The sequence below is a fragment of the Armatimonas rosea genome (assembly GCF_014202505.1).
GTDB lineage: Bacteria > Armatimonadota > Armatimonadia > Armatimonadales > Armatimonadaceae > Armatimonas > Armatimonas rosea.
The window spans coordinates 120,356-142,057 of the sequence record NZ_JACHGW010000002.1 but is presented as its reverse complement, the minus strand read 5'-3'; the positions used below and the strand labels follow the sequence as shown (position 1 = coordinate 142,057).

Sequence of the window (21,702 nt, the reverse complement as noted above, 5' to 3'; positions counted from 1 at the left end):
TTTTCATCGTGGTCTAACTAGATACTGAATGCGAAGGGACTCTCCCTTTACGCCGATACCCGCGAAAACCACGCGATAAGCGGCTTGTTTCGGAGGAATACTTACCAGCCTATAGTCCAGAATAAAGCAACGGCGCAGATAGCCGGAGCTAATGTTTGAGGCTCCCCCGTCGATGAGGAGGTCCTGTATAATCTCTTTGGCTTTCTCGCTGTTGGTTCCCTTACTCGGGAGAGTCAATAAGATCTCCTCAAAAGAGTCCTTAGAGATAGGCAGAGGCAGAGGAGGCCTGTAGCCGCCCTTTAGCATCTTGGCATAGATTTGTCGGGAGGAGGCAGGTTTACTGGGCTCTCGTGAGTCTGCAAAGAATTGTGCAGTACTCGTCAACGTCCCATCCAGGTAAATTTTTTCTAGCCTATCGTATTTGGTGGGGATGTTTTCTAAGTCTAAAATGCAGCTTTCGATTGCCTTTGTTGCATCTTCCTTTGAATCTCCGACCTTAACCCGAGCGGCAATGAGAGCCTCCTTCTGTCCCTTCAACTCGCTAGCGACCTTGTCAGGCCGGGCTCGCACACGATTGATCTCGCCTGCAATCGCGTCAATCAGTTCGTTATTGCCTTGCGCCTTGGCAGGCCGTGAGGCACTCATTACGACAAGCAGACCAGCTACCCCCAAAATAGAGCCGATATGTTTCATTCGCCCAATAGTTCCTTTCGAACCAACTGCTTGGCATAGCACCTGAAGCTTTAGGAGAGCTCGCCCTTCCCTGCCTGGGCGAGCTCAAAACCCTAGCATGCTTTTTGAGCCGCTCGCTAGTGGCACAGCGGAAGTCCGTGAGAACTGGCGGTGCTCGTCTTGTCGTTCCCCGAGTGCTCCAGAGCTATGCGGTGGCTTAGGAGCATAGGTAGGGATAGACATGTAGGTGTGTATCTTTTCCCATGCCCATCCCTTCCTAGGGCTTCTTCACGTACTTGGTGTAGTACTGAAATTTTTCGGGCATGGGCTTCCCCTCAAAAGTCCCATCGAGCGCTATCATCGCCTTTGCATCAGGGTTGGGCGTCCCAAAGACCACCACCCAGTTAAAGCCCCCTGACGGTCGCTTCGAGATGCCGACTCCTATGTGCGTCCAGCTTGGATCTAACATATTTTCATTGTGCCCTTGGACCGATTTTTTCCAGCCCTCCACAGCAGCATCGGGTGTCGCTTGACCATAAGCCAAGATCTCTCCAAGCTTTAGATTCACCCAGAACCGTTCTGGAGCCTTAGCCTTAATCGCAGCAGTATTCACATAGGAGAACTGATAGTTCTTTTTAAGATCCCCTCCTGCAAGCTCGATTGCTGCGATACCTGTTCTTTCTTCAAAAGTCTTACATGTCTTACCGTTAGGCGTCGTCATCTCTACAGTGTGGCCTGTCTTATCTGTTTTAGAAAGCACATCAGCATATAACTGCGCTGACTTATTTAGCACATCATCAGATACAAGTGCTTGAGCTTTTTTAGTTGCTCTGTAAGCATTTATCTTAGCGATTACCTCTTGTTGTGGAGTATTCCTTGCGGAAATACCGACCGGCAAAGCAACACTGACCAGCAATACGGGCAAAACAAGATTCGTAGTCTTCATGATTCTATTCCTCAAACCTCTTAGAGCCTTCTTGAACTCTCGCTTGCAAGGTACCGTCCCTGTGTCCGCACAGCCAGAGATGGAACCAAAATCGCAACGCTTTTGTAGAAAGGCATACTTTTCGCTATAATGCGAGATCGTGATACTGGCCTCAGATGCGCCGACCGTTGGGCAGCAGCTCCAGCAGTGGCGTCTCCGGCGCGGTCTCTCCCTCGGAGCGCTCTCCCTCCGCTGTGGGATTCATAAGTCCACCCTCTCCCGCTGGGAACGCGGTATCCAGCTCCCCTCCACACGGGAGCTCGACGATACCCTTAAGGCACTGGAGGTCTCTGCCCAAGAGCGGGCGGCTTGCTGGCAACAGCTCGATGCCCCACGGGCGGTGCTCTACCGACATCAGGAACCCGCCGGGATGCGACAGATCAGTGGCGGCGAGCTCTTGCGCGCGCTACGCCTACGCTCGGGAGTCACGCAGCAAGACGCCGCACGGGCCGCCGGTGTCACTCGGGAGATGCTCTCCCGCTGGGAGCGGGGCGAGCGCTGGCCCGATGGTCAGAAGCTCCATGCCCTCTGCTACGCACTAGGCGCCTCGCTCGATGAGACACTTCACCTCACCACACGCGGCTTTATCGAGCAAGAGCCACTCCCACTAGAGAGGCCCGCGCTCCTACAAATCCATCTTGCGCTCGCCTACGACACCACCTCGCCGAAGCTGGAGCTTGCCAACTGGCACATCGCCGCCCGGTTTGCAGAGCTTGATCGAGGAGACCCATTTCGTCTACAGCTCATCCAGGCAGCGATCTGGGGAACATTGGGCTACAATCTCTGGCACCAGGGAAACTTGGGATCTGCCTCCCGCCTCGGGCAGCAAACGATGCGCCTGATGCAAGATTGTCGTGGCTTTCTAGGCGCATCCCAGCTCCGAGGAATCCTCGTTCAGGCCGAGGTCGAATCGCGCCAGAGTGGCCCCCTAGCCGCAGTCCGGTTCCTGGAGAGTTGGCTGGGTCTTGTTACCATCATCCACCTGCGTGCCTGGGTCTACAGTATTCAGGCGGACTATTTGCTTCGAGCGGGGGAAATTACGAGTGCGCTCCAGCGCTCTGATGCCGCCCGGAAGCTCATCAGCAACGAGAGCAACGATCCCAAAGAGGGAGCCTACCGCCACCGCGACTACGCACGGCACCTGCTTCTCGCCAAAGAGCCAAGGCGGGCGCTGGAGGTTCTTCAGAGCCTTCAGGATTCCAGTGCCCTCCCCAAGCAGGAGAGTGGCCCGACCTGCTTCCTCTTTGCCAAGGCCCTCTACGCAGTAGGAGAGGTCGGTGAGGCACTCACCTACCGAGAGCAGGCGATGGAGTCCCTCGCCCGGCACCGCCTTTCTCTCCCTCCTGAGTACCAGAGCCTCTAGCAGCGCTACTTCTTAACGATCGTCCCCGTCTCGTCGTCGTCGATCGTCTCCGGAGTGATGGTGATGACCAGGTCGCTCTTGACATGCGAGGTCGAGCGGTTCTTGAAGAGCTCGCCAAAGACCGGGATCTTTGAGAGGCCGGGCACGGCTGTCATCTTGGTGATCTCGTCCTCACGCAGGAGGCCACCGATCACGAGGGTCTCTTTGTCCTTGATGCGCACCGTGGTCTGCTCCTCACGGGTGTTGATCTCCGGGTACTTGGTGCCGTTGATGTCCAAAAATCCAGAGATCACCGAGACTTGCGGATAGACCGAGAGGGTCATGTCCCCGTGGTCGGACATCTGTACTGCGACCTGGATGTAGATACCGGTGCGTACCTCCTCTTTGTCGTAGATCGGCAGGCCCACCGACGAGTAGGAGACGATCTTAGGGAAGAGAATGCGCTCACCGATCAGAATGAAGCCACGCTCGCCGTCGAGGAGGGAGATATTGGGCTGGGCCAGCAGGCGTACGGTGTTGTTCTGGGTATTGGACGAGAGCGCAGCGTTGATGAACTCGGGGGTGTGCACCCAGTTGCCGACACTGAACTTGTGGGGCGCGATCCCCGTGGCGCTGGTCGCCGACTCACCCTTCTCGGAGACGGTAAAGTTGGGCGCCCAGTTCCACTTGATCCCCAGGTCCAGTAGCTTCTCCAGGTCCATGTCCGCGATCTTGACATTGAGCTTCACCTGCTTGCGGTGGTGATCCGCCTTCTCCAAGAGCGCCATAGCCCGGTCGACAGTGGCGCGCTTGCCCGAGAGGATGATGTCGTGAGAGACCAGCCCCGCCTCGGTCTCCGCCAAGGTCTTGACCGCGGTCACCTGGGAGCCATTGGAGGTCGCTGCCTGTTCAATGCGGGGAGAGTAGGGCTCCGGTCCCACAACGGCCTTGAGCTGGTCGGCGGGGAAGAGTGCGGTGAGCATGGTCAGCGCACTCGCCGAGCGGATGTAGCGACAGCGGTAGATCACATCGACCGTGTCACTGGCATCTTGCGCCGTGGCCTGCCGAGCGGAGACGGAGCGTCCAAAAGACGAGATAGGCAATGCGACAAGCGCAAGTGCCGTGAGGAAGAGGGATTGATATTTCATGGGGTATAGGATCCTATTCCCCGCATCCTAAAGAAACTCTGCCGAGCATTCAAGGGGGGGAACCAAAGTCGCAACACTTTTTTGCCAGTAGGCATGATTTTCGCTATAATGTGAGACCGTGGTATTGTCTTCAGACACACTAACCATTGGGCAACAGCTCCAGCAGTGGCGTCTCCGGCGCGGTCTCTCCCTCGGAGCGCTCTCCCTCCGCTGTGGGATTCACAAGTCCACCCTCTCGCGCTGGGAGCGCGGTATCCAGAGCCCCTCCATGCAGGAGCTCAGCACCACGCTCAATGTCCTTGAGGTCACCGCACACGAAGCGGCAGTACTCCGGCGCCAGCTAGACACACCACGCGCCGCTCTCTACCAGCACGAGGAACCCCCAGGCCTACGAAAGCTCAGTGGCGGCGAGCTCCTGCGAGCGCTACGGCTTCGCTCGGGAGTCACCCAGGAAGACGCCGCACGGGCCGCCGGTGTCACTCGGGAGATGCTCTCCCGCTGGGAGCGGGGCGAGCGCTGGCCCGATGGTCAGAAGCTCCACGCCCTCTGCTACGCACTAGGTGCCTCGCTCGATGAGACACTTCACCTCACCACACGCGGCTTTATCGAGCAAGAGCCACTTCCGCTGGACTACTCTTCCTTGATCGCTCTCCACACGGAGATGACATTCCTTAGCTTGGCTCCCAACAACACCCTGATCTCCTGGTATATCGCGGCACGCCATGCCGAGCTGGGACAGAGGGATCTAACAGGAAGCCTCGCCGCCCAAGCAGGAATCTGGGGGGCTCAGGGCTATGACACACTGTTTCTGCAGCAACAGGTACGTATGGCCGAAGTCCAAGCACGTGCCTCGATTGAGCTTGTTAAAGCAGCAGGTACCAGGATTGAAGCCTGCCAGACAAGAGGCATTGTGGCATTCGCCGCCATCGAAGCAGCCCGAAAAGGTCCTCGTGCCGCCGTCGCTTTCCTAGACCAATGGCAAGACTACTCGGCTCTGCCTAGTATCCACGCCTGGCTTTCTAGTATCCAGGCAAACTACTTAGCACAAGAGGGGCAGTCCGATCTCGCTCTAACACGCTCCCGCCACGCCGTTAAGCTAGCATCGGAGGACGCTTATAGCTATGGTGAGGCGAAGTACCGCGAGCGTGACTACGCACGGCACCTGCTTCTTGCGGGTCAGCCGCAGAAAGCGCTCCCTATTCTTGAGAACCTCCACCGAGAGGCAGGGTTTCTGGAGCACGAGTCGGCCTTGACCCTTTTACTCATTGGGCATGCGCTCCATCAGCTCCGTGAGCCGCGGGAGGCGTTTTCCTACCACGAGCAAGCAACGCAGCTCATCACGCGCCATAAGATCACGCTTCCTCCCGAGTACCAGGACCTATAAAAAAATGGGCCCTGTTTTAGATCGCTCCCATGAACGGGGGCGTCTTACTGTCCTCGTGCCTCGGACACAAAGGGCTTCGCCCATGCCGACCCCGCGTAAACGCGGTTATGGGCGGAGCCCTTCGTGTCGGAGCTTGCGACGACAGCGAGACGCTCCCGTTCATGGGAGCGATCCAAAACAGGGGCGAGCGAACTAGTAGCTGCGCCGGCCGCTACCGAAGTTGCGGCTCCCGGCGGAGCGTCGGCCTTCGCTGCTCCCGCCCGCGCTAGAGCTGCCGCCCAGTGACTTCGGGCGTGGGAACTGGCGGGGCTGCTGGTTCTGGCTACGCTGGCCTTGGCTCCGGTGCGGCGGTGCGGTCGGGGTCTCCTCGGTCTCCACGACGGAGGGCGTGAAGTCTACGGGCACCTTGCGCTCGATCTTCTTGGAGATCAGCTTCTCAATGGCCGTCACGTAGGCACGCTCGTCGGCGCTCACCAGAGAGACTGCCTGACCTAGGGCACCCGCGCGGCCCGTGCGCCCGATGCGGTGGACATAGTCCTCCGGGACATTGGGCAGCTCGTAGTTGACCACGAAGGGAAGCTGGTCGATATCCAGGCCACGGGCCGCGATATCGGTGGCAACCAGGACGCGGATGGTCCCCGCCTTGAAGTCTGCGAGGGCGCGGGTGCGCTGCGGCTGGCTCCGGTCGCCGTGGATCGCAGCGGCCTGTGTCCCGCCCCGAACCAGCTGCTTGCAGAGGCGGTCGGCCCCGTGCTTGGTGCGGGTAAAGACCAGCGCCTGGCCCTTGAGCTCGGTGGCGAGCAGGTGCTCCAGGAGCTCACGCTTGCTCTCCTTGGAGACCAGGTAGGCGCACTGGGTCACCAGCTCGCTCTCCAGGTTCTCCCGCGGCACCTCGACCCGAACGGGGCTATCGAGCAGGCCATCGGCGAGATCCTTGATCTCATTGGAAAAAGTGGCAGAGAAGAGCAGGTTCTGGCGCTTGTGGGGCATCAGGGAGAGAATCTTCTTGATGTCGCGGATAAAGCCCATGTCCAGCATCCGGTCGGCCTCGTCCAGGACAAGGATCTCGACCTGGCTGATATTGACCGTGCGCTGGCTAATATGGTCTAAAAGGCGGCCGGGGGTGGCGACCAGGATATCGACCCCCTTGTTGAGGGTGGTGATCTGCGGCCCGATCTTGACACCGCCAAAGACCACGGCGGCGCGGAGCTGGGGCAGATGGGCACCGTAGGTGCGCACACTCTCCTCGATCTGGGCGGCGAGCTCGCGGGTGGGGGTGAGGATGAGGGCGCGGATCGGCATGCGGCGCGGGTGTGCGGCGGTCTTGCCACTGCTGAGCTTCTGGAGCATCGGCAGGGTAAAGCCTGCGGTCTTGCCGGTGCCGGTCTGGGCAGCGGCGAGGACATCACGGCCCTCCAGAATCATGGGGATGGCCTGTGCCTGGATCGGGGTGGGCTCGGTGTAGCCGGAGTCAGTGAGGGCGCGCAAAAGCTCGGCACGCAGGCCGAGGGATTCGAAAGTCATAGAAAATCTCCTGAAAATCGGCCTACGACTAGCTCTCGAAAATTTAGAGAAATAGCGCCGGTTCAGGCTGATTCAAACGTGGGTTAAACGTGGTTTTGGTGGTGCAACGAGGACTCAGAAGGAGAAGCAAACCGGAGTGCGAAATCCACCAACGAAGCACAATTGTCAATAAGACACAGCACTCTATCACGACTAACGAGCCCGCGCCAGCTACTTGCGCCGGTAGACATACAGACAGCTGGCGCAGATGAGGCTATTGGGTGCCTCTTGGAGGAGCTTGCGGCAGAGACGCCGGGCCTTGAGCTTGTGGAAGAACCCCAGGACTCCATCGAGCAGGGCATTGAAGACCTCAAAGAGAATGAAGACTTCCTCCCCCCGGCTGGCGTAGCCGTACATCAGGACAGGGTTCTCGTAGCCGACACTGGTATCCACGCCGGCATCGAGGCCGAGGGCGCGGCTAAAACCACGCACCTCGACCAGGATGCGGCGACAGTCCGGGCAGGGAACATCGGGGTTGTCCGACGAGATCCCGAACACGGCTAGAGGGTCTTGAGGACGCCGCGGACATAGCCCACAGACTCGGCGAGGCCTAGCACGGGGTCTTTGGCGTCTTTTTCGTACTCAAAGCCGACATTGCCGGTGAACTTGATGGCGATCAGCGCCTTGAGGATCGAGGGAATGTCCAGCCCGCCCCGCCCGACCTCGATCGGCTTGCCATTGGGCGCGACCACGCTGACATCCTTCAGGTGGATATCGTAGACCCGGTCACGGCAGTCGAGGATCGCCTTGGCGGGGTCCTTGCCGGCGCGGGCGCAGTGGCCCACATCGACACATAGCCCGATGCGCGGGTCGAAGCCCTTGGCGGCGTTGTAGGCCTCGTAGGGGGTCGGGAAGTTCTTGTCCTCCGGCCCGTGGTTGTGGAGCGCGAGCTTGATATCGAACTCCTTGACCAGCTTGTCCAGGATCGGGATCGAGTTGAGGGGCGGAGCGCAGACCATGATCCCCACCCCGGATGCCTTGGCATACTCAAACGCCGCCCGCATGCTCGCCTCGTCCTTCATGCCGACATTGCCCACGGAGAGCGGCATGATCCCCGCCGCCGTGAACTTGGCAACAATCGCCTTGAGCTCGTCGGGGGTCGCCTTCATCGGCAGGTGCGAGTCCTTGAGCGAGCAGGTCTTGATCGCGAGGCGCTGGAGCACCGAGATCGCCGCATCGGTGGGTAGGTTCCGGAGCGTGTAGGTCGCCACCCCGATATTGAGTGTGTTTGCTTTCATGATTTTAGGGTTCACCGCTGAACCGGAAAAACCCTGCCGCTACTTTTGCACAACGATGCGCACTTGGAAGGCTTTGTCCGTATTGATTTTCTCCTCGAAGCCGCGCAGGTAAAGTAGCCGCAGGAAACCGCCTCCGACACTCTCGGCCTTGAAGGTGAAGGTCTCTTTGCCCCCGACTCCGGTTAGGTTGGGCTTGTGCGGATCGGTGACGTACTTTCGGGAGACGGGGGTCCAGGGCGCGGGTCCGGTGAGCAGGTACCAGCTGTAGCCCGTGGTCGGGTTGGCGGCGAGCTGGATCGTGAAGGTCTCCCCAAGCCTGAGCTTAATCTCCTTGCCCTGATCCGCCTCAGTGATCACACGTGGTTTATTTTGCATAGCCTATTCTATCCGAGATTGGCTTGAGGACGCGGCCGGGATGCGAGCCGGTGAGCTGGCTGTTTCGCAGGACGGGAACCCCGTTGACCAAGACATCAGTGAGGCCCACGGGCTTGGCCTGCGGGTCTTTGGTGGTCGCGGTGTCGTGGATGGTCTTGGGATCAAAAAGCACGAGATCGGCCTTCTTGCCCGGCGCGATGACGCCGCGATCCGTGAAGCCAAAGCGGCTGGCAGGGAGCGCACTAGCCTTGCGAATGGCTTCTTCGAGCGAGAGAACACGCTCCTCGCGGACGTACTTGCCCAGGATGCGTGGGTAGCTGCCCGCGCCACGGGGGTGCGAGCCGCGCAGGCCACCGTCGGTGCAGAACATGATCTCCGGGTGGCGCAGAAACGCATGCAGGTCGCGCTCCTGCATCGCTGTCACCACGACGCCCACCGCGCCATTGGCCGCTTTTACCAGCTCCATTGTCAGGGTGACCGGGTCTTTCTTCTGCTCCGCCGCCACCTGCGCCAGGGTCTTGCCGATAAACGCGGGCTGGGGGGCGTAACCGGTGATCAGGATATTCTTCGCCCCCCCCACCTCGGCGAGGGCCTTCTCCCAGAGCTCGCGCTTGTCCCACTCGCGGGTGGTCAGCAAGACGATAATGCTGCTCTGCCAGTAGGTGTAGGGGTAGACATCCGCTGTGATCGAGACCCCGCGCCGCTTGGCCATGTCCATGCGCGCAAACACCTCGTGTGTCTTGCCCCACACCGGCGACGACCCCAGCTTGATGTGGCTGATCTGCGCCGGGACATGGGCATCGGTGGCGATCTGGATCAGCTCATCGAAGCTCTCAAGCGCCCCCTCTTCTTCGTCGCGGACATGGCTGATGTAGAAGCCCGCCAGCTCCGCCAGCGCGGTCACTTCGTCGGTCTTGGCGTAGATTCCCGGGTCGTACTCCAGCCCAGAGCTCAGGCCCAGCCCGCCCGCGCGTACCTCTTGCGCCACCAGCGCCCGCATCTTGCGAATCTCGCTTGCTGTCGCGGCGCGCTTGTAGTCATCGCCCATCACTTTCCCGCGCACCGTCCCATGCCCGATAAAGCTGGCGATATTGAGCGCGGGTGGGGTCTGGCGTAGCCTCTCAAACCACTCCCCGAGCGGGAAGTTGTGGCCGCCGTCCTGCCCGACAATCGCGGTCGTGATCCCCTGGCGCAGCTGTGTCTCGGCGTCGAGATTGGTCAACAGCCCCCCATCGGCGTGGCTGTGGGTGTCGATAAAGCCCGGCGAGACCACCTTGCCACTCGCCTCGACCACGGAGTCGGCCCGCAGCCCCTCCCCGACCGCCTTGATGGAGTCCCCCTCCACCAGCACATCAGCGCGGCGCAGCTTGCCGCCTGTGCCATCGGCGACCAGGCCGCCACGAATTAGATAGGACATGAGGGGATTGTACCCGAACGCCAAAACCCGCCCGAACCCGCCCGCCTTCGCTCGTCCCTCGCTTCGGCACCCTCCCTGTCCCATGGAGGGTTAGGAGAGCATCGCTTTGAGCCAGCGTATTACCTCGTGAGGGTGAAAGGGCTTGCCCATCAAGCCGCTCCAGCCCGCCTGACGGAGCTCCTCCCGATACGCACGGTTCTCGTCCGCCAGGCAAGGAGTTGGCCCCATAAGAGCAAAAGGCAGAGCCACAAGCTCCGGTTGCTCCCGCGCCCACTGGTAGAGCTCGAGGCCGTCCATTTTAGGCATCATGGCATCCGTGATTACCAGATCAATCTCCGAGTCCCGGAGGCGCGCTTGGGCCACCAACCCATTTTCTGCCTCGATCACCTGGTAGCCTTCACGCTCCAGATTCACCCGAAGCAGTCGCCGTATCTGGGCTTCGTCATCGACAACAAGAATTGTTTTTGGCTCGGGCATCTCATACCGTCCTATGGAACTGCGCTCGCAGGCGTTGGTAATCGTAGCACAAGGGTGGGATCGTTCCTGCTGTTCTCCCCAAAGCCATGTCCTGTAGGATCGCCTCGCCAAAGGGAATGGGCAGGATCGCATTCGGCCACGAGCTATCCTGTGCCCAGCTTGTGGGCACCTCATTCGACAAAGGGACAATCAGCACCACCCAGCTCCCGTGGAGTTCTTGTTGCTTCCTCGCCGTCTCACTCAGGCGTCGGTCGGCCCCGTTCTCCCCAAAAATCCCCAGGACGAGGCAGTCAAAAGACCGCTCGGAGAGCAGCGCCAGAGCCTCGTCTTGATCCGCACAGACCGTCATGACAAAATCAAGCGGTGCAAGCCACTGGGTCATGCGCTCGCGAACATGCTCACTCTCCTGGACCAGTAGCAGAGCCTTTTGCGCGATGATCAGTCGCTTCAGAAAGGCCAGAAGCTCATCGGGGTTGCAAGGGCGAGGCACAAAAATATCCACGGGAGAGGCGGAGGTGATGACGGGAGCGACATTTCCGACCGCGATGATTACGAGCTGCCGCCCAATGCGCGGCGGTTGCTGGCGAATCCACAGCACGAGCTCCTGTCCGCGTAGCTCGGGAAGTTCCCAGGAAACGATAACGGCATCGACACGCGTCTCTTGGAGAGTCTGTTTGGCCGCTTCCACTGCTTCTGACAGCAAAACCTGATAGCCTGCCTCCTCCAGAGAACGCTTGAGGAGAAGCCCCGCATTCCGTTCTTCCTCTACGACCAGAATCGTCTTAGGCTCGGGCATTTTGGCTAGCGAGGAAATGGAATTTAGGAAGCCGCCGTCGCCGCTCTCAGCCGGGCTTCAAAGAGCACGCGCGACGACTCCCACGCTTCGTCCAGTGAGAGAGTCTGTTCTGCCGCAACTTGCGCCAGAGCGGCACGAGCCTTCGCGACCATTGCAAGCAGAATGGCTTCGTTATCACCCTCTTCACGAAGCCGGAGAGGGTAGGCGGTGGTGCCGCCGGGGAGAGGCAAAATGTGTGTGGATCTGGGCATGGCTTAGTCCAAGTACATAAACTCGCTTAGATTTAGCAGAGACAGGCAGAGATAGGTCTGGGCCTGCTGGTCGGTGGCACCTTTGAAGCGCAGGTTGTCGAGGAGGCGCGTGCAGCGGGTGAGCTCGGCGGGCGTGGGGTCGCGCTGGGTGATGAGGGAGAAGGCGCGCTTGATGAACGGCACCGGGCGGTCGGTGGCGTCTTTCTTGACACGCTCGGCGAGGGTCTTTGCCTGCTGGTTCATGAGGGTCGAGTTGAGCATCGCCAGCGCCTGGGTGGGCTGCACCGACGCGTAGCGGATCGGGTTGGTGCGGTCGGTCTCGGCGACATCGAAGCTCTCCAGCATGGGATAGAGGAGGGAGCGCTTGACAAAGATATAGATGCTGCGGCGGTTCTTATCCTCAGGCTTCATGCGATCCGGGTACCAGTCCTTGCCGGGGATCGACTGGCCTGCCAGCACCTCTTTCTGGATATCGGGGTAGACCGACGGCCCAAACTGCGCCAGATTAAGGTTGCCACAGACCGCCAGCACCGAGTCGCGGACCTCTTCGGCGGTCAGGCGGCGCATGTCGAAGCGCCAGAAGAGCTCGTTCTCGGGGTCGGCTTTGAGGGCATCGGGGCGAGCTTTGGAGGACATCTGGTAGGTACTGGAGAGCAGGATCAGGCGGTGAATCGCCTTCATGCTCCAGCCCTTTGCCACAAACTCCGATGCCAGCCAGTCCAGCAGCTCGGGGTGGGTCGGGGCGGCGCCTTGGAAGCCGTAGTCGTTGGGGGTGCGGACAATCCCGCGTCCAAAGTGCCCCTGCCAGAGGCGGTTCACCATGACGCGTGCGGGGAGCGGGTTGGCCGGGTCGGTGATCCAGCGGGCCAGCGCCGTGCGCCGCCCCGATGAGCTCGCCAGCGGCGTGGGATTGATGATTCCCCCGCCGACACAGCTCGGGAAACCGGGCTCCACTTTATCGCCGGGGGTCTCGCGGTTGCCGCGCTTGAGGATAAAGGTCTCGGCGGACTTGGGGCCGGTCTCGGTGACCACGAGCATCTTGTTGGCCGCGACCTCCGCCTTCTCCAGCTCCTCCACTTCCTTGGCGAGCTTGGTCTGCTCCGCCGCGAGGTTCTGGTCGAGCTGGCCTTTGTAGGCGGCAAGCTGGACGGGGACTCCCAGAGCGCCTGTGTTCTTGGCGGGCGAGAGCGGGCGGCGAGCAAACCCCGGCCCAGCCCAGGCGAGGTTCAGCCCCAGCGGCGAGGGACCGCTCTGGAAGTACTCCACCCGGAGCGCCACTCTCCCCGCGGGGAGCGTGAGCTTCGCACGCTTCTCCTTCCCCTCGCCGTGGGAGCCGTCGTAGTCGATCAGCTTCTGGCCATTGACAAAGACCCGCGAGCCATCGTCGGAGTCCAGCCAGAGCGTGTACTCCCCGGCGGCGGGCGCGCTCAGGCTCCCCGTCCAGAGCTGGGCGAAGCTGGCATCGCGCTGCTTCACCGAGAGATCGACCGTGGCGGCGGTCCCGGAGGCTGCGGGCGTGAGCTTGTCAAAATCGGGGAGCGCGGCAAAGTTGCCTTCGTAGTACTTCCAGGCGAGGTCGGAGAGATCACCGGGCTTGAGCAGGGCATCGCGCTTCTGGAGAAACTCCTGCTGGAGCGCCGCGATCCGCGCCTTCTTGGCCGTGACTTGCTCCGCTTTCTCTTGGACGCGCTTCTCGTAGTCCGCTTTCTCGGCCGCGCTCTCAAAGAGCAGCTTCTCGTCGGTTGCGCCACCGTTCCTAAAGTAGTTGATGTTCTGGAAGATCGCGACAAACTGGTAGTAGTCTTTGGTCGGGATAGGGTCGATCTTGTGGTCGTGGCAGCGCGCGCAGTCCAGAGTGAGTCCCAGAAACGCCTGCCCGACTGTCGTGACAATATCGTCGATACCGTCGTAGCGGGACTGCTCCGCATCGACGGGCTCATCGTCCCAGACCCCGAGGCGGTAGAAGCCCGTGGCGATCTGGGTCTCGTTGGTGGCATCGGGGAGCTCATCGCCGGCGAGCTGCTCGGTGAGAAAACGGTTGTAGGGCTTGTCGGCGTTGTAGCTCTTGATGACATAGTCCCGGTAGCGCCAGGGGTTGGGCTTGGGGTTGTCGCGCTCGTAGGAGTTGGTCTCGGCAAAGCGCACCACATCGAGCCACTGCCGCCCCCACTTCTCGCCATAGTGCGGCGAGGCCAGGAGCCGCTCGACCAGCTTCTCATAGGCCTTCGGGTCGGGATCGCGCTCAAACGCCGCCACTTCCTCGGGGGTCGGCGGCAGGCCGATCAGATCGTAGGTGACCCGGCGAATCAGCTCCCGGCGCGTCGCAGGCGGGTTGGGCAGGAGCTTCTTCTTCTCCAGCCGCGCCAGCACGAAGGCATCGATAGGATTCTTGACCCACTCATCGCGCAAGACCGGGTTCTGCACCTTGGGCACGGCGGCGCGCTTGACCGGCTGGAACGACCAGTGCGTAGAAGCCCCCCCGGCTCCCCCATTCTTGGGGGCGGGGGGGGCCACTGGCCACTTGGCACCGTCTTTGATCCACAGCGCGAGCGCCTCTTGCTCGGGGAGGGCGAGCTTGCCGCTCGGGGGCATCTTCACCTTGCCGTCGTAGCGGACCGCCGCCAGCACCTTCTGCGCTGTGGGGGCATCGAGCGGCTTATCGAGCCGGACGCCGCCCTGCGGGCCGTGTTCGCCGTGGCAGGTGACACACTTGGCGAGGAGCAAGGGGCGGACCTTAGCCTCGAACTGTGTGGTGCTGGGAGCGCTCTTCTGCCCGAGGGCGGCAGTCGCCAGCAAAATTACTCCACAAAGAACTCCCCACGGTTTATGCATGGTGTTTATTATGCCCCATCGTAGGCTACAATAGAGGCTATGAAGCGGACAATGGGGGTTCTTTTCGGAGGACTTTTACTCGGAGTGAGTCTGATGCCCGGCAAGGCGCAGGAGCCTGTGGATGCGGAGTTCTTTGAGAAACGCATCCGCCCGATCCTAACAGCGCGGTGTGTCTCCTGCCACGGTCAGGACGTGCAAGAGGGCAACCTGCGCCTCGATAGTGCCGCGGGGCTGAAAAAAGGCGGCGCGCGCGGCGCGGCGCTTGCGACCAATGGGACACTTCTCAAGGCCGTCAGCTACACCAGCTCATCGCTCCTGATGCCGCCGACCGGCAAGCTCCCCACCGCCGAGCTCGCGCTGATCGAGCAGTGGGTCAAGGGCGGTGCCCCCGTGCCCGCCACCACCACCCAGGCCCCCCCCGCCCCCACAAGTGGGGGAGCTAAAAAACCCGGCTTTGATCTGACGCAGCGACGCCAGCACTGGGCCTACAAGCAAGTCCAGCGCCCACTGGAGCCCCCGATGGAGAAGAGCGGCATTGATGCGTTTGTCCTGGCCAAGCTGAAGAAGTCGGGGCTGACCATGGCCCCCGAGGCCGATAAGCGCACGCTGATCCGCCGCGTCACGTTTGATCTGACGGGCCTGCCGCCCACGCCAAGCGAGATTGCGGCGTTTCTGGCTGACAGCTCACCCAATGCCTATGAGAAAGTGGTTGATCGGCTGCTGGCATCCCCGGCCTACGGCGAGCGCTGGGCGCGGCACTGGCTGGACCTGGTGCGCTACGGCGAGTCGATGGGCCACGAGCTGGACTTCGATATCCCCGAGGCGTTTCAGTACCGGGACTATGTCATCCGTGCGCTCAACGCCGATGTCCCCTACAACCAGTTTATTACCGAGCACCTTGCAGGGGATTTGTTGCCGACCCCGCGCTACGATAGAGTCACGGGGCGCAATGAGTCCCTCACCGCCACGGGGTTTGTCTGGCTGGGCGAGGGAAAGCACTCCCCGGTCGATATCAAGCAGGAGCAGGCGGACCGGATCGACAACCAGATCGATGTGATCGGCAAGGCGATGCTGGGGCAGACCCTGGCCTGTGCGCGCTGCCACGACCACAAGTTCGACCCTATCCCGACCAAAGACTACTACGGCCTCTACGGCGTCCTCAGGAGCTCACGCTTCCAGCTGACATCGTCGGACGGCCCCGCGACCTTCGGCAAGCCCGCCGCAGAGATCGCTAAAATCCGCGCGGGGATCGACAAGCGTGCCCTGAGCGAGCGCTGGAAGGCGAGCCTCGCCGCGCTCCCTGCCGAGAGGCTCAAGGCGGAGCTGCTTAGCCTCAACCGCAAGAGCGGCGGTATAAGCGACTTTCCGCTGGCCCAGTGGACACCCAGCGGCGCGGCGATGCAGACCCTGGTCAAGCCTGGTGAGCTGGTGCTCTCCGGCGATCCGCAGAAGCCCGTGCTGGCGCTTGCCCCCCGGACAATGGTGCACTCGGCGCTCAATGGCCGCCACCAAGAGGGCGCCCTGCGCTCCCCCACGTTTACGATCGACAAGGACTTTATCCATGTCAATGTCGCCGGGCAGCGCGGGAAGCTGCGCATCATTGTCGAGAGCTTCCAGGTCATCCGGGACCCGCTCTACGGCTTCCTGACCCACACCATTGATAACCCCGAGCCGGGCTGGCGGACGATCGACCTGCGGATGGTCAAGGGCCGCCGCGCCTACGTGGAGCTCACCGACAGCGCCCGCGATAACTTCTCGCTGGGCAACCTGAGCGATCTGAACAAGGGCCACGAGGGCTGGATTCGTTGCGAGGGCGCGGTGCTCAGCAATAGCAATGTCCCGCCGGGATCAAACAACCTCCTCACGATTCTGGACCCGGAGCAAGTCCGTGCGCTTCTAAGTGGGACACTTCGCAGTGGGACACTGGACCGCTGGGTAGAAGATCGCCTCCTTCCCGCCGATGACCAGGTGTTAGAGGTGCTCGATCTGCTGCTGCGCAAGGGGCTGCTGGATACCAAGCCCCTCGGCGATGTCAGCACGCAGCTCGCGGCGATCGACAACGCTCTCCCCGCCCCGACCCGCATCTTAGCCATGGCCGACGGCGACGGTGAGGACGAGAATGTCTTCCTGCGGGGCAACCACAAGGCAGCTGGGCCGGTGGCACCCCGCCTCCAGCTGGCGCTCTGCGGGACAGAGAACACCCCGATCTCGGGAGTCACGGGGAGCGGACGCCTGGAGCTTGCCAAGCGCATCGCCAGCCCACAGCACCCGCTCACAGCCCGCGTGATTGTCAACCGCCTCTGGCACCACCACTTTGGGCGGGGGATTGTCCCGACGGTGGACGACTTTGGGCACATGGGCGAGGCCCCCACCCACCCCGAGCTCCTCGACTATCTGGCGAGCGAGCTGGTGGCGAAGAACTGGTCGCTCAAGACGATGCACAAGCTGATCCTCACCAGCGCGACCTACAAACAGCGCAGTGATGTCCGGCCCACCGCCACCGCCACCAAGCTCGACCCGACCAACAAGCTCCTCTGGCGCATGAATGTCCTGCGGCTGGAGGGCGAGAGCATCCGCGATAGCCTGCTGGCGCTCTCCGGTCGCCTCGACCCAACCCTCTACGGCCCGCCGGTCAATACCTACCTCACCGAGTTCTCCGAGGGTCGTGGACGCCCCGGCCAAGGTCCACTGGATGGCAACGGACGGCGCAGTATCTACCTCTCGGTGCGGCGCAACTTCCTCTCGCCCTGGCTCCAGTCCTTCGACTTCCCAACCCCGTTCACCTGTATCGGGCGGCGCAGTATCAGCAATGTCCCCGCGCAGGCGCTCGCGCTGATGAACGGCCCGTTCGTCCGCCAGCAGGCCGAGGTCTGGGCCACACGCCTCCTGAAAGAGCAGCCCACCGCCACTCCCGAGCAGCGAATCGCCTGGCTCTATGAGCGCGCCTTCAGCCGCCCCGCCACCGCCGCAGAGATGAAAGACGCCCTAGAGTTCGTGGCCCCCCCAGCCCCCGCAAGCGGGGGAGAAAAGCAGGTCTGGGCCGATCTCTGCCATGTCCTGCTCAATGTCAAGGAGTTTATTTTTATCAAGTAAAGGGAAGGCCATCTCTCCGCCTTCGCACGGCTCAGGCACCTCTCTTCACAGTGAGGAACGAACGGGAGGCAAGGCACGAGCCGGGGAGATGGCCGCAACGCGGGGAGATGACAAAGACAACTATGAACATGACACGACGAGAGATGCTTGCGACGGCGGCGACGGGCTTTGGGGGCATGGCAGCCTCCGCGCTCTTTGCGGAGGAGGCCGCCGCTAGCTCCCCCGCAGGGCGGGGGCAGGGGGGGCAGACAGGCGGACGCCCCCTGGATCACCCGGCGAAGGCCAAGGCGGTGATCTTTCTGTACATGGACGGCGGCCCGAGCCAGATGGACACGTTCGACCCGAAGCCGCGCCTCGAAAAAGACCACGGCAAGCCACTACCGCTCGAGGTTCCGGCGACCCAGTTTAACAACAACGGCAATATCTTAAAATCTCCCTGGAGCTTTAAGAAGTACGGCCAAGCCGGGATCGATATCAGTGAGCTCTTCCCCGAGGTGGCAAAGTGCGCCGACGATCTGTGCGTGATGCGCTCGATGACCTCCAACTTCTCGGAGCACACCAACGCGAACTACTTCCTGCACACGGGCAATGGCTCCCAGGGCCGCCCGAGCATGGGCGCGTGGGTGACCTATGGGCTGGGTAGTGCCGCCAAAAATCTTCCGGGCTATGTGGTCATCAACGGCGGGCTCATCCCCAACGGTGGCCTCGACTGCTTTGGCTCGGGCTTCCTGCCGCCGACCTACCAGGGCTCGATCTTCCTGCCACGTCCCAGCGCGGTCGCCGATCTCAATCCGCTGGAGAAGACCGAGGCGGAGCAGAAGCGCAAGCTGAATTTATTAAAGCGCCTGGATAAGAGCGTGCTGGGCAACATGGGCAACAGCGCCGCGGTCGATGCGGCGATCCAGAACTACGAGCTGGCTTTTGCGATGCAGAGCGCGGTCCCCGAGCTCACCAGCATGGCGGGCGAGAGCGAGGCGACCAAGAAGCTCTACGGCCTCGACCATCCCTTTGCGCCCGCGCGCACCTTCGGCTTCCAGTGCCTGATGGCGCGGCGCATGATCGAGCGCGGGGTTCGGTTTGTCGAGCTGACGCACCCGAGCTGCGGCCACGACCGCTGGGACCAGCACGGCAACCTCAAGAAAGGCCACGAGGACAACTCCCGCATGGTGGACACCGCGATCGCGGGGCTCCTCAAGGACCTCAAGTCGCGCGGGATGCTGGACTCCACGATCGTCCTCTGGGCCAGCGAGTTTGGCCGCACCCCGATGGTGCAGGGCGGCGATGGCCGCGACCACAACCCCTTTGGCTTCACGGTCTGGGCGGCGGGCGGCGGCTTCAAGCCCGGGACGATCTACGGCGCGACCGATGAGTTTGGCTACTTCGCGGTCGAGAATAAAATGGAGATGTACGACCTCCACGCCACCATGCTCCACCTGCTGGGCTTCGATCATAAAAAGCTCACGGTGCGCTTCGGCGGCCAAGATGTCCGCCTGACGGGTGTCTTTGGCAATGTCATCAAGGACCTTATCGCATGAATTTCCTACCTTTCCTCTTGCTGGCGCTGGCAGGCCAGACACCGCTCCAGGCTTCTTTCGTGGCGGATCAGTATGTCGAGATCCGGGCACAAGCCAAGCCAATCGGGCGGTTCATGACCGCCTACGATATCTCCGATCCCAAGAAGCGCGAGGAGACCTACAAGCCGTACCTGCACATTATCGACCCGGAGACGGGCAAGTCGATCACCAAGGGCATGGGTGGGGAGTTCACGCACCATCGGGGAATCTTTATCGGCTGGAACAAGCTCACGGTTGCCGGCAAGACCTACGACCGATGGCACATGGTGGGCGGCGAACAAGTTGTCAAGAAGGTAGGGGTGGCCAACTCGGCCTGGGGCGAGAGCGCCATCAGTGCGCCCAAGATTGTCTGGACCGGAGCCACACGCGATGAGACGCTCATTGAGGAGCGGCGCGATATGATCTTCGGCCCACCCCCAACCGGAGCATTTGTGCAGGTGGATTTTTCGTCGGAGCTAAAAGCAGTTGCGGGGGACACGGTCTTTGACGGCGACCCGGAGCACGCGGGGCTGCACTTTCGGCCCACCGATGCGACCGAGCGCGCCAACACGGTCTATCTCTACCCGAAGGCCGACGCCAACGCGCACAAAGACCGCGACTATCCCTGGGTAGGGATGACCTACACCGCCGACGGCCAGAAGTATAGCGTGGTGATGCTCTCCCACCCCAGCAACCCGAGCGGCACGGCGTGGTCGGCGTACCGCAACTACGGGCGCTTTGGGGCGTTCTATAAAACCGCGATCAAGAAGGACGAGACCCTGAAGATCCAGGCGCGGTTCGTGGTCTACCGAGGCGAGCTCCCCTCACCCGAAGCGATCCAGGCGCTCTGGAACCGCTACTCCGGCAAGAAAGAGCCACTTACAAGTAGCACCCGCAAGCCCGCCGAGCAGCCTGCTCCTAAGAAATAGCACACCGCTGGGGTAAGATAGAGCACGATGCAGGAACTGGAAATTAAAGGCTGGCGCAATGGCTTGCTGGTGGTGCTCCCGGACTCGGGCGAGTGGGACACTGTCCGCGAGGCGCTGGAGGCGCGGCTGAGCGAGGCAAAAGACGGGCGGACATTCTGGCGGGGGGCACAGGTCACCCTGGATTTTGGGGGGCGTACGCTCGACGGTGAGGGCGTGGGCTCGCTCTGCGAGTGGCTGCGGAGCTTCTGGGGGCTGATTCCCCTGGCCGCGGTCGCCGCCGATCCGCAGACCCGCGCCGCGTGCGAGAAGCTGGTGCTCAAGACCTACGATGTCCTCCCGACCATCCAGAAGGCAACTGCGGACTGGGAGACACACACCACGGCGGCGACAAGTACGGCGACATCGGCTCCTGCAAGCGCTCCGGCAGCGCCCAGCAGTGAGCTCAACAATGCGCTCTACCTCTACCGCAGTGTCCGCTCCGGTCAGCGTGTCGAACACAGCGGCAACCTGGTGATCTGTGGCGATGTTAGCCAGGACGCCGAGGTGATCGCCACCGGAGACATTATTGTCGTGGGCAGGCTGCGGGGACGACCCCACGCGGGTTGCCAGGGCGATGAGAGCGCCAAGATTATCGCCAGTGAGCTTCGGGCACCGCAGATCCGAATTGCCGGCAAGATCGCCGCCGCCCCCCCCGATGAAGGGCTCCGCGCGGAGAAGCGCTCGGCAGAGGTCGCGCGGATCGAGAACGGCGAGATTCAAGTTTTCCCGCTATAATGCGCAGGAATCGCTGGTTTAAGTAAAGAGAGTGTTATCAGGATGGCAGATGCGCGAGTGATCGTGATTACTTCCGGGAAAGGCGGCGTGGGCAAGACAACCACGACGGCAAACCTGGGAATGGCCCTGGCAGAGCTGGGAGAGACCGTGGCGCTGGTCGATGCCGATATCGGCCTACGCAACCTCGACCTGGCCCTTGGGCTGGAAAATAGAATCGTCTACGATATTGTCGATGTGGTTGAGGGACGTGCGGATGCGCGCAAGGCGCTGGTGAAGGACAAGCGAAAGTCCAACCTGGCGTTCCTACCCGCTGCTCAGACCCGTGACAAGTCCGCCGTGAGCGAAGACCAGATGCGGAAGGTGATCGCCGATATCAAGGAGCTGGGCTACACGATGATCCTCATCGACTGCCCGGCGGGTATCGAGCAGGGCTTCAAGAACGCCACCGCCGGTGCCACCGAGTCGATCGTGGTCACCAACCCGGAGATGTCGAGCCTGCGCGATGCCGACCGGATTGTCGGGCTGCTAGAGGCACAGGGCCTCAACAACCCCATGCTGATCGTCAACCGCATCCGCCCCAAGATGGTCAAGGACCAGGAGATGCTCGATGTCGCCGATGTCCAGGATGTCCTGGGGACGTCGGTGAAGCTCATCGGGGTGGTCCCCGACGACGAGAGCATTATCACCTCCACCAACCGCGGCGAGCCGGCATCGATGAACACCGAGTCGCTGGCGGGCCAGGCGTACCGCAATATCGCCCGGCGGCTCCGTGGGGAAGAAGTCCCGTTTCTCAATCTGATGGAAGAGAAGGAAGCTAGCAATAGCTTCTTTGATCGTATCCGCAAGCTCTTTGGCGGGAAGTAGAAAGAGGCC

General features: G+C 61.7%; 19 protein-coding genes. 7 read left to right on the top strand and 12 right to left on the bottom strand.

Features of this window, described 5'->3' with window-relative positions; translation table 11 throughout:
- Positions 1 to 3: 3 nt before the first annotated feature.
- Both HNQ39_RS08535 and HNQ39_RS08530 read right to left on the bottom strand, forming a co-directional pair.
- The gene (locus HNQ39_RS08535; RefSeq protein ID WP_184193948.1) at positions 4 to 693 is read right to left on the bottom strand and encodes a hypothetical protein; all 690 of its coding nucleotides are present in this window, start codon (positions 691 to 693) and stop codon (positions 4 to 6) included.
- Positions 694 to 949: 256 nt separating this feature from the next.
- Positions 950 to 1,618 carry a CAP domain-containing protein gene (locus tag HNQ39_RS08530; RefSeq protein WP_184193945.1) on the bottom strand — a complete coding sequence of 223 codons (669 nt, stop codon included), beginning with the start codon at positions 1,616 to 1,618 and terminating at the stop codon, positions 950 to 952.
- A gap of 139 nt (positions 1,619 to 1,757) precedes the next feature.
- On the opposite strand from HNQ39_RS08530, the gene HNQ39_RS08525 reads away from it, so the two are divergent.
- The gene (locus tag HNQ39_RS08525; protein WP_184193942.1) at positions 1,758 to 3,020 is read left to right on the top strand and encodes a helix-turn-helix domain-containing protein; all 1,263 of its coding nucleotides are present in this window, start codon (positions 1,758 to 1,760) and stop codon (positions 3,018 to 3,020) included.
- A 5-nt stretch (positions 3,021 to 3,025) separates the two neighbouring features.
- Here the strand turns inward: HNQ39_RS08525 and HNQ39_RS08520 are convergent, their stop codons facing one another.
- On the bottom strand, positions 3,026 to 4,147 hold the full coding sequence (locus HNQ39_RS08520; RefSeq protein WP_184193939.1) for a type II secretion system protein GspD: 1,122 nt from the start codon (positions 4,145 to 4,147) through the stop codon (positions 3,026 to 3,028).
- Between the two features lie 124 nt (positions 4,148 to 4,271).
- Between HNQ39_RS08520 and HNQ39_RS08515 the strand changes: the two genes are divergently transcribed.
- Entirely contained in the window at positions 4,272 to 5,531 is a 1,260-nt protein-coding gene (locus tag HNQ39_RS08515; protein WP_184193936.1) for a helix-turn-helix domain-containing protein, read from the top strand.
- 192 nt (positions 5,532 to 5,723) lie between these two features.
- Here the strand turns inward: HNQ39_RS08515 and HNQ39_RS08510 are convergent, their stop codons facing one another.
- The 9 genes from HNQ39_RS08510 to HNQ39_RS08470 form a co-directional block, all read right to left on the bottom strand.
- Entirely contained in the window at positions 5,724 to 7,055 is a 1,332-nt protein-coding gene (locus HNQ39_RS08510) for a DEAD/DEAH box helicase (protein ID WP_184193933.1), read from the bottom strand.
- 210 nt (positions 7,056 to 7,265) lie between these two features.
- On the bottom strand, positions 7,266 to 7,592 hold the full coding sequence (locus HNQ39_RS08505; RefSeq protein ID WP_184193930.1) for a hypothetical protein: 327 nt from the start codon (positions 7,590 to 7,592) through the stop codon (positions 7,266 to 7,268).
- A gap of 2 nt (positions 7,593 to 7,594) precedes the next feature.
- Positions 7,595 to 8,332: a sugar phosphate isomerase/epimerase family protein gene (locus HNQ39_RS08500; protein WP_184193927.1), complete on the bottom strand. Its 738-nt coding sequence runs from the start codon at positions 8,330 to 8,332 to the stop codon at positions 7,595 to 7,597.
- Positions 8,333 to 8,371: 39 nt separating this feature from the next.
- A complete protein-coding gene (locus HNQ39_RS08495) occupies positions 8,372 to 8,707 on the bottom strand; it encodes a protease inhibitor I42 family protein (RefSeq protein ID WP_184193924.1) in 336 nt (111 codons plus the stop codon).
- Positions 8,697 to 10,124: an N-acyl-D-amino-acid deacylase family protein gene (locus tag HNQ39_RS08490; RefSeq protein WP_184193921.1), complete on the bottom strand. Its 1,428-nt coding sequence runs from the start codon at positions 10,122 to 10,124 to the stop codon at positions 8,697 to 8,699. Before HNQ39_RS08490 ends, HNQ39_RS08495 begins: the two co-directional genes overlap by 11 nt.
- A 90-nt stretch (positions 10,125 to 10,214) precedes the next feature.
- The gene (locus HNQ39_RS08485; protein ID WP_184193918.1) at positions 10,215 to 10,601 is read right to left on the bottom strand and encodes a response regulator; all 387 of its coding nucleotides are present in this window, start codon (positions 10,599 to 10,601) and stop codon (positions 10,215 to 10,217) included.
- A gap of 1 nt (position 10,602) precedes the next feature.
- Positions 10,603 to 11,397, bottom strand: coding sequence for a response regulator transcription factor (locus HNQ39_RS08480; protein ID WP_184193915.1), 795 nt, complete (start codon positions 11,395 to 11,397; stop codon positions 10,603 to 10,605).
- Positions 11,398 to 11,420: 23 nt separating this feature from the next.
- Positions 11,421 to 11,648: a hypothetical protein gene (locus HNQ39_RS08475; protein ID WP_184193912.1), complete on the bottom strand. Its 228-nt coding sequence runs from the start codon at positions 11,646 to 11,648 to the stop codon at positions 11,421 to 11,423.
- A gap of 3 nt (positions 11,649 to 11,651) precedes the next feature.
- Complete coding sequence (locus HNQ39_RS08470; RefSeq protein ID WP_184193909.1) at positions 11,652 to 14,480, bottom strand: DUF1553 domain-containing protein; 2,829 nt, start codon at positions 14,478 to 14,480, stop codon at positions 11,652 to 11,654.
- 39 nt (positions 14,481 to 14,519) lie between these two features.
- On the opposite strand from HNQ39_RS08470, the gene HNQ39_RS08465 reads away from it, so the two are divergent.
- The 5 genes from HNQ39_RS08465 (at position 14,520) to minD (ending at position 21,693) form a co-directional block, all read left to right on the top strand.
- Positions 14,520 to 17,573 carry a PSD1 and planctomycete cytochrome C domain-containing protein gene (locus HNQ39_RS08465; protein ID WP_184193906.1) on the top strand — a complete coding sequence of 1,018 codons (3,054 nt, stop codon included), beginning with the start codon at positions 14,520 to 14,522 and terminating at the stop codon, positions 17,571 to 17,573.
- 107 nt (positions 17,574 to 17,680) lie between these two features.
- Positions 17,681 to 19,108 (top strand): DUF1501 domain-containing protein, encoded by a 1,428-nt coding sequence (locus tag HNQ39_RS08460; protein WP_221289927.1) that lies wholly within the window; start codon positions 17,681 to 17,683, stop codon positions 19,106 to 19,108.
- Positions 19,105 to 20,055: a DUF6807 family protein gene (locus tag HNQ39_RS08455; protein WP_184193903.1), complete on the top strand. Its 951-nt coding sequence runs from the start codon at positions 19,105 to 19,107 to the stop codon at positions 20,053 to 20,055. The genes HNQ39_RS08460 and HNQ39_RS08455 overlap by 4 nt, the downstream gene beginning before the upstream one ends.
- 27 nt (positions 20,056 to 20,082) lie before the next feature.
- Positions 20,083 to 20,829 carry a septum site-determining protein MinC gene (gene minC / locus HNQ39_RS08450; protein ID WP_184193900.1) on the top strand — a complete coding sequence of 249 codons (747 nt, stop codon included), beginning with the start codon at positions 20,083 to 20,085 and terminating at the stop codon, positions 20,827 to 20,829.
- 42 nt (positions 20,830 to 20,871) lie between these two features.
- On the top strand, positions 20,872 to 21,693 hold the full coding sequence (gene minD, locus HNQ39_RS08445; protein ID WP_184193896.1) for a septum site-determining protein MinD: 822 nt from the start codon (positions 20,872 to 20,874) through the stop codon (positions 21,691 to 21,693).
- Positions 21,694 to 21,702 lie beyond the last annotated feature (9 nt).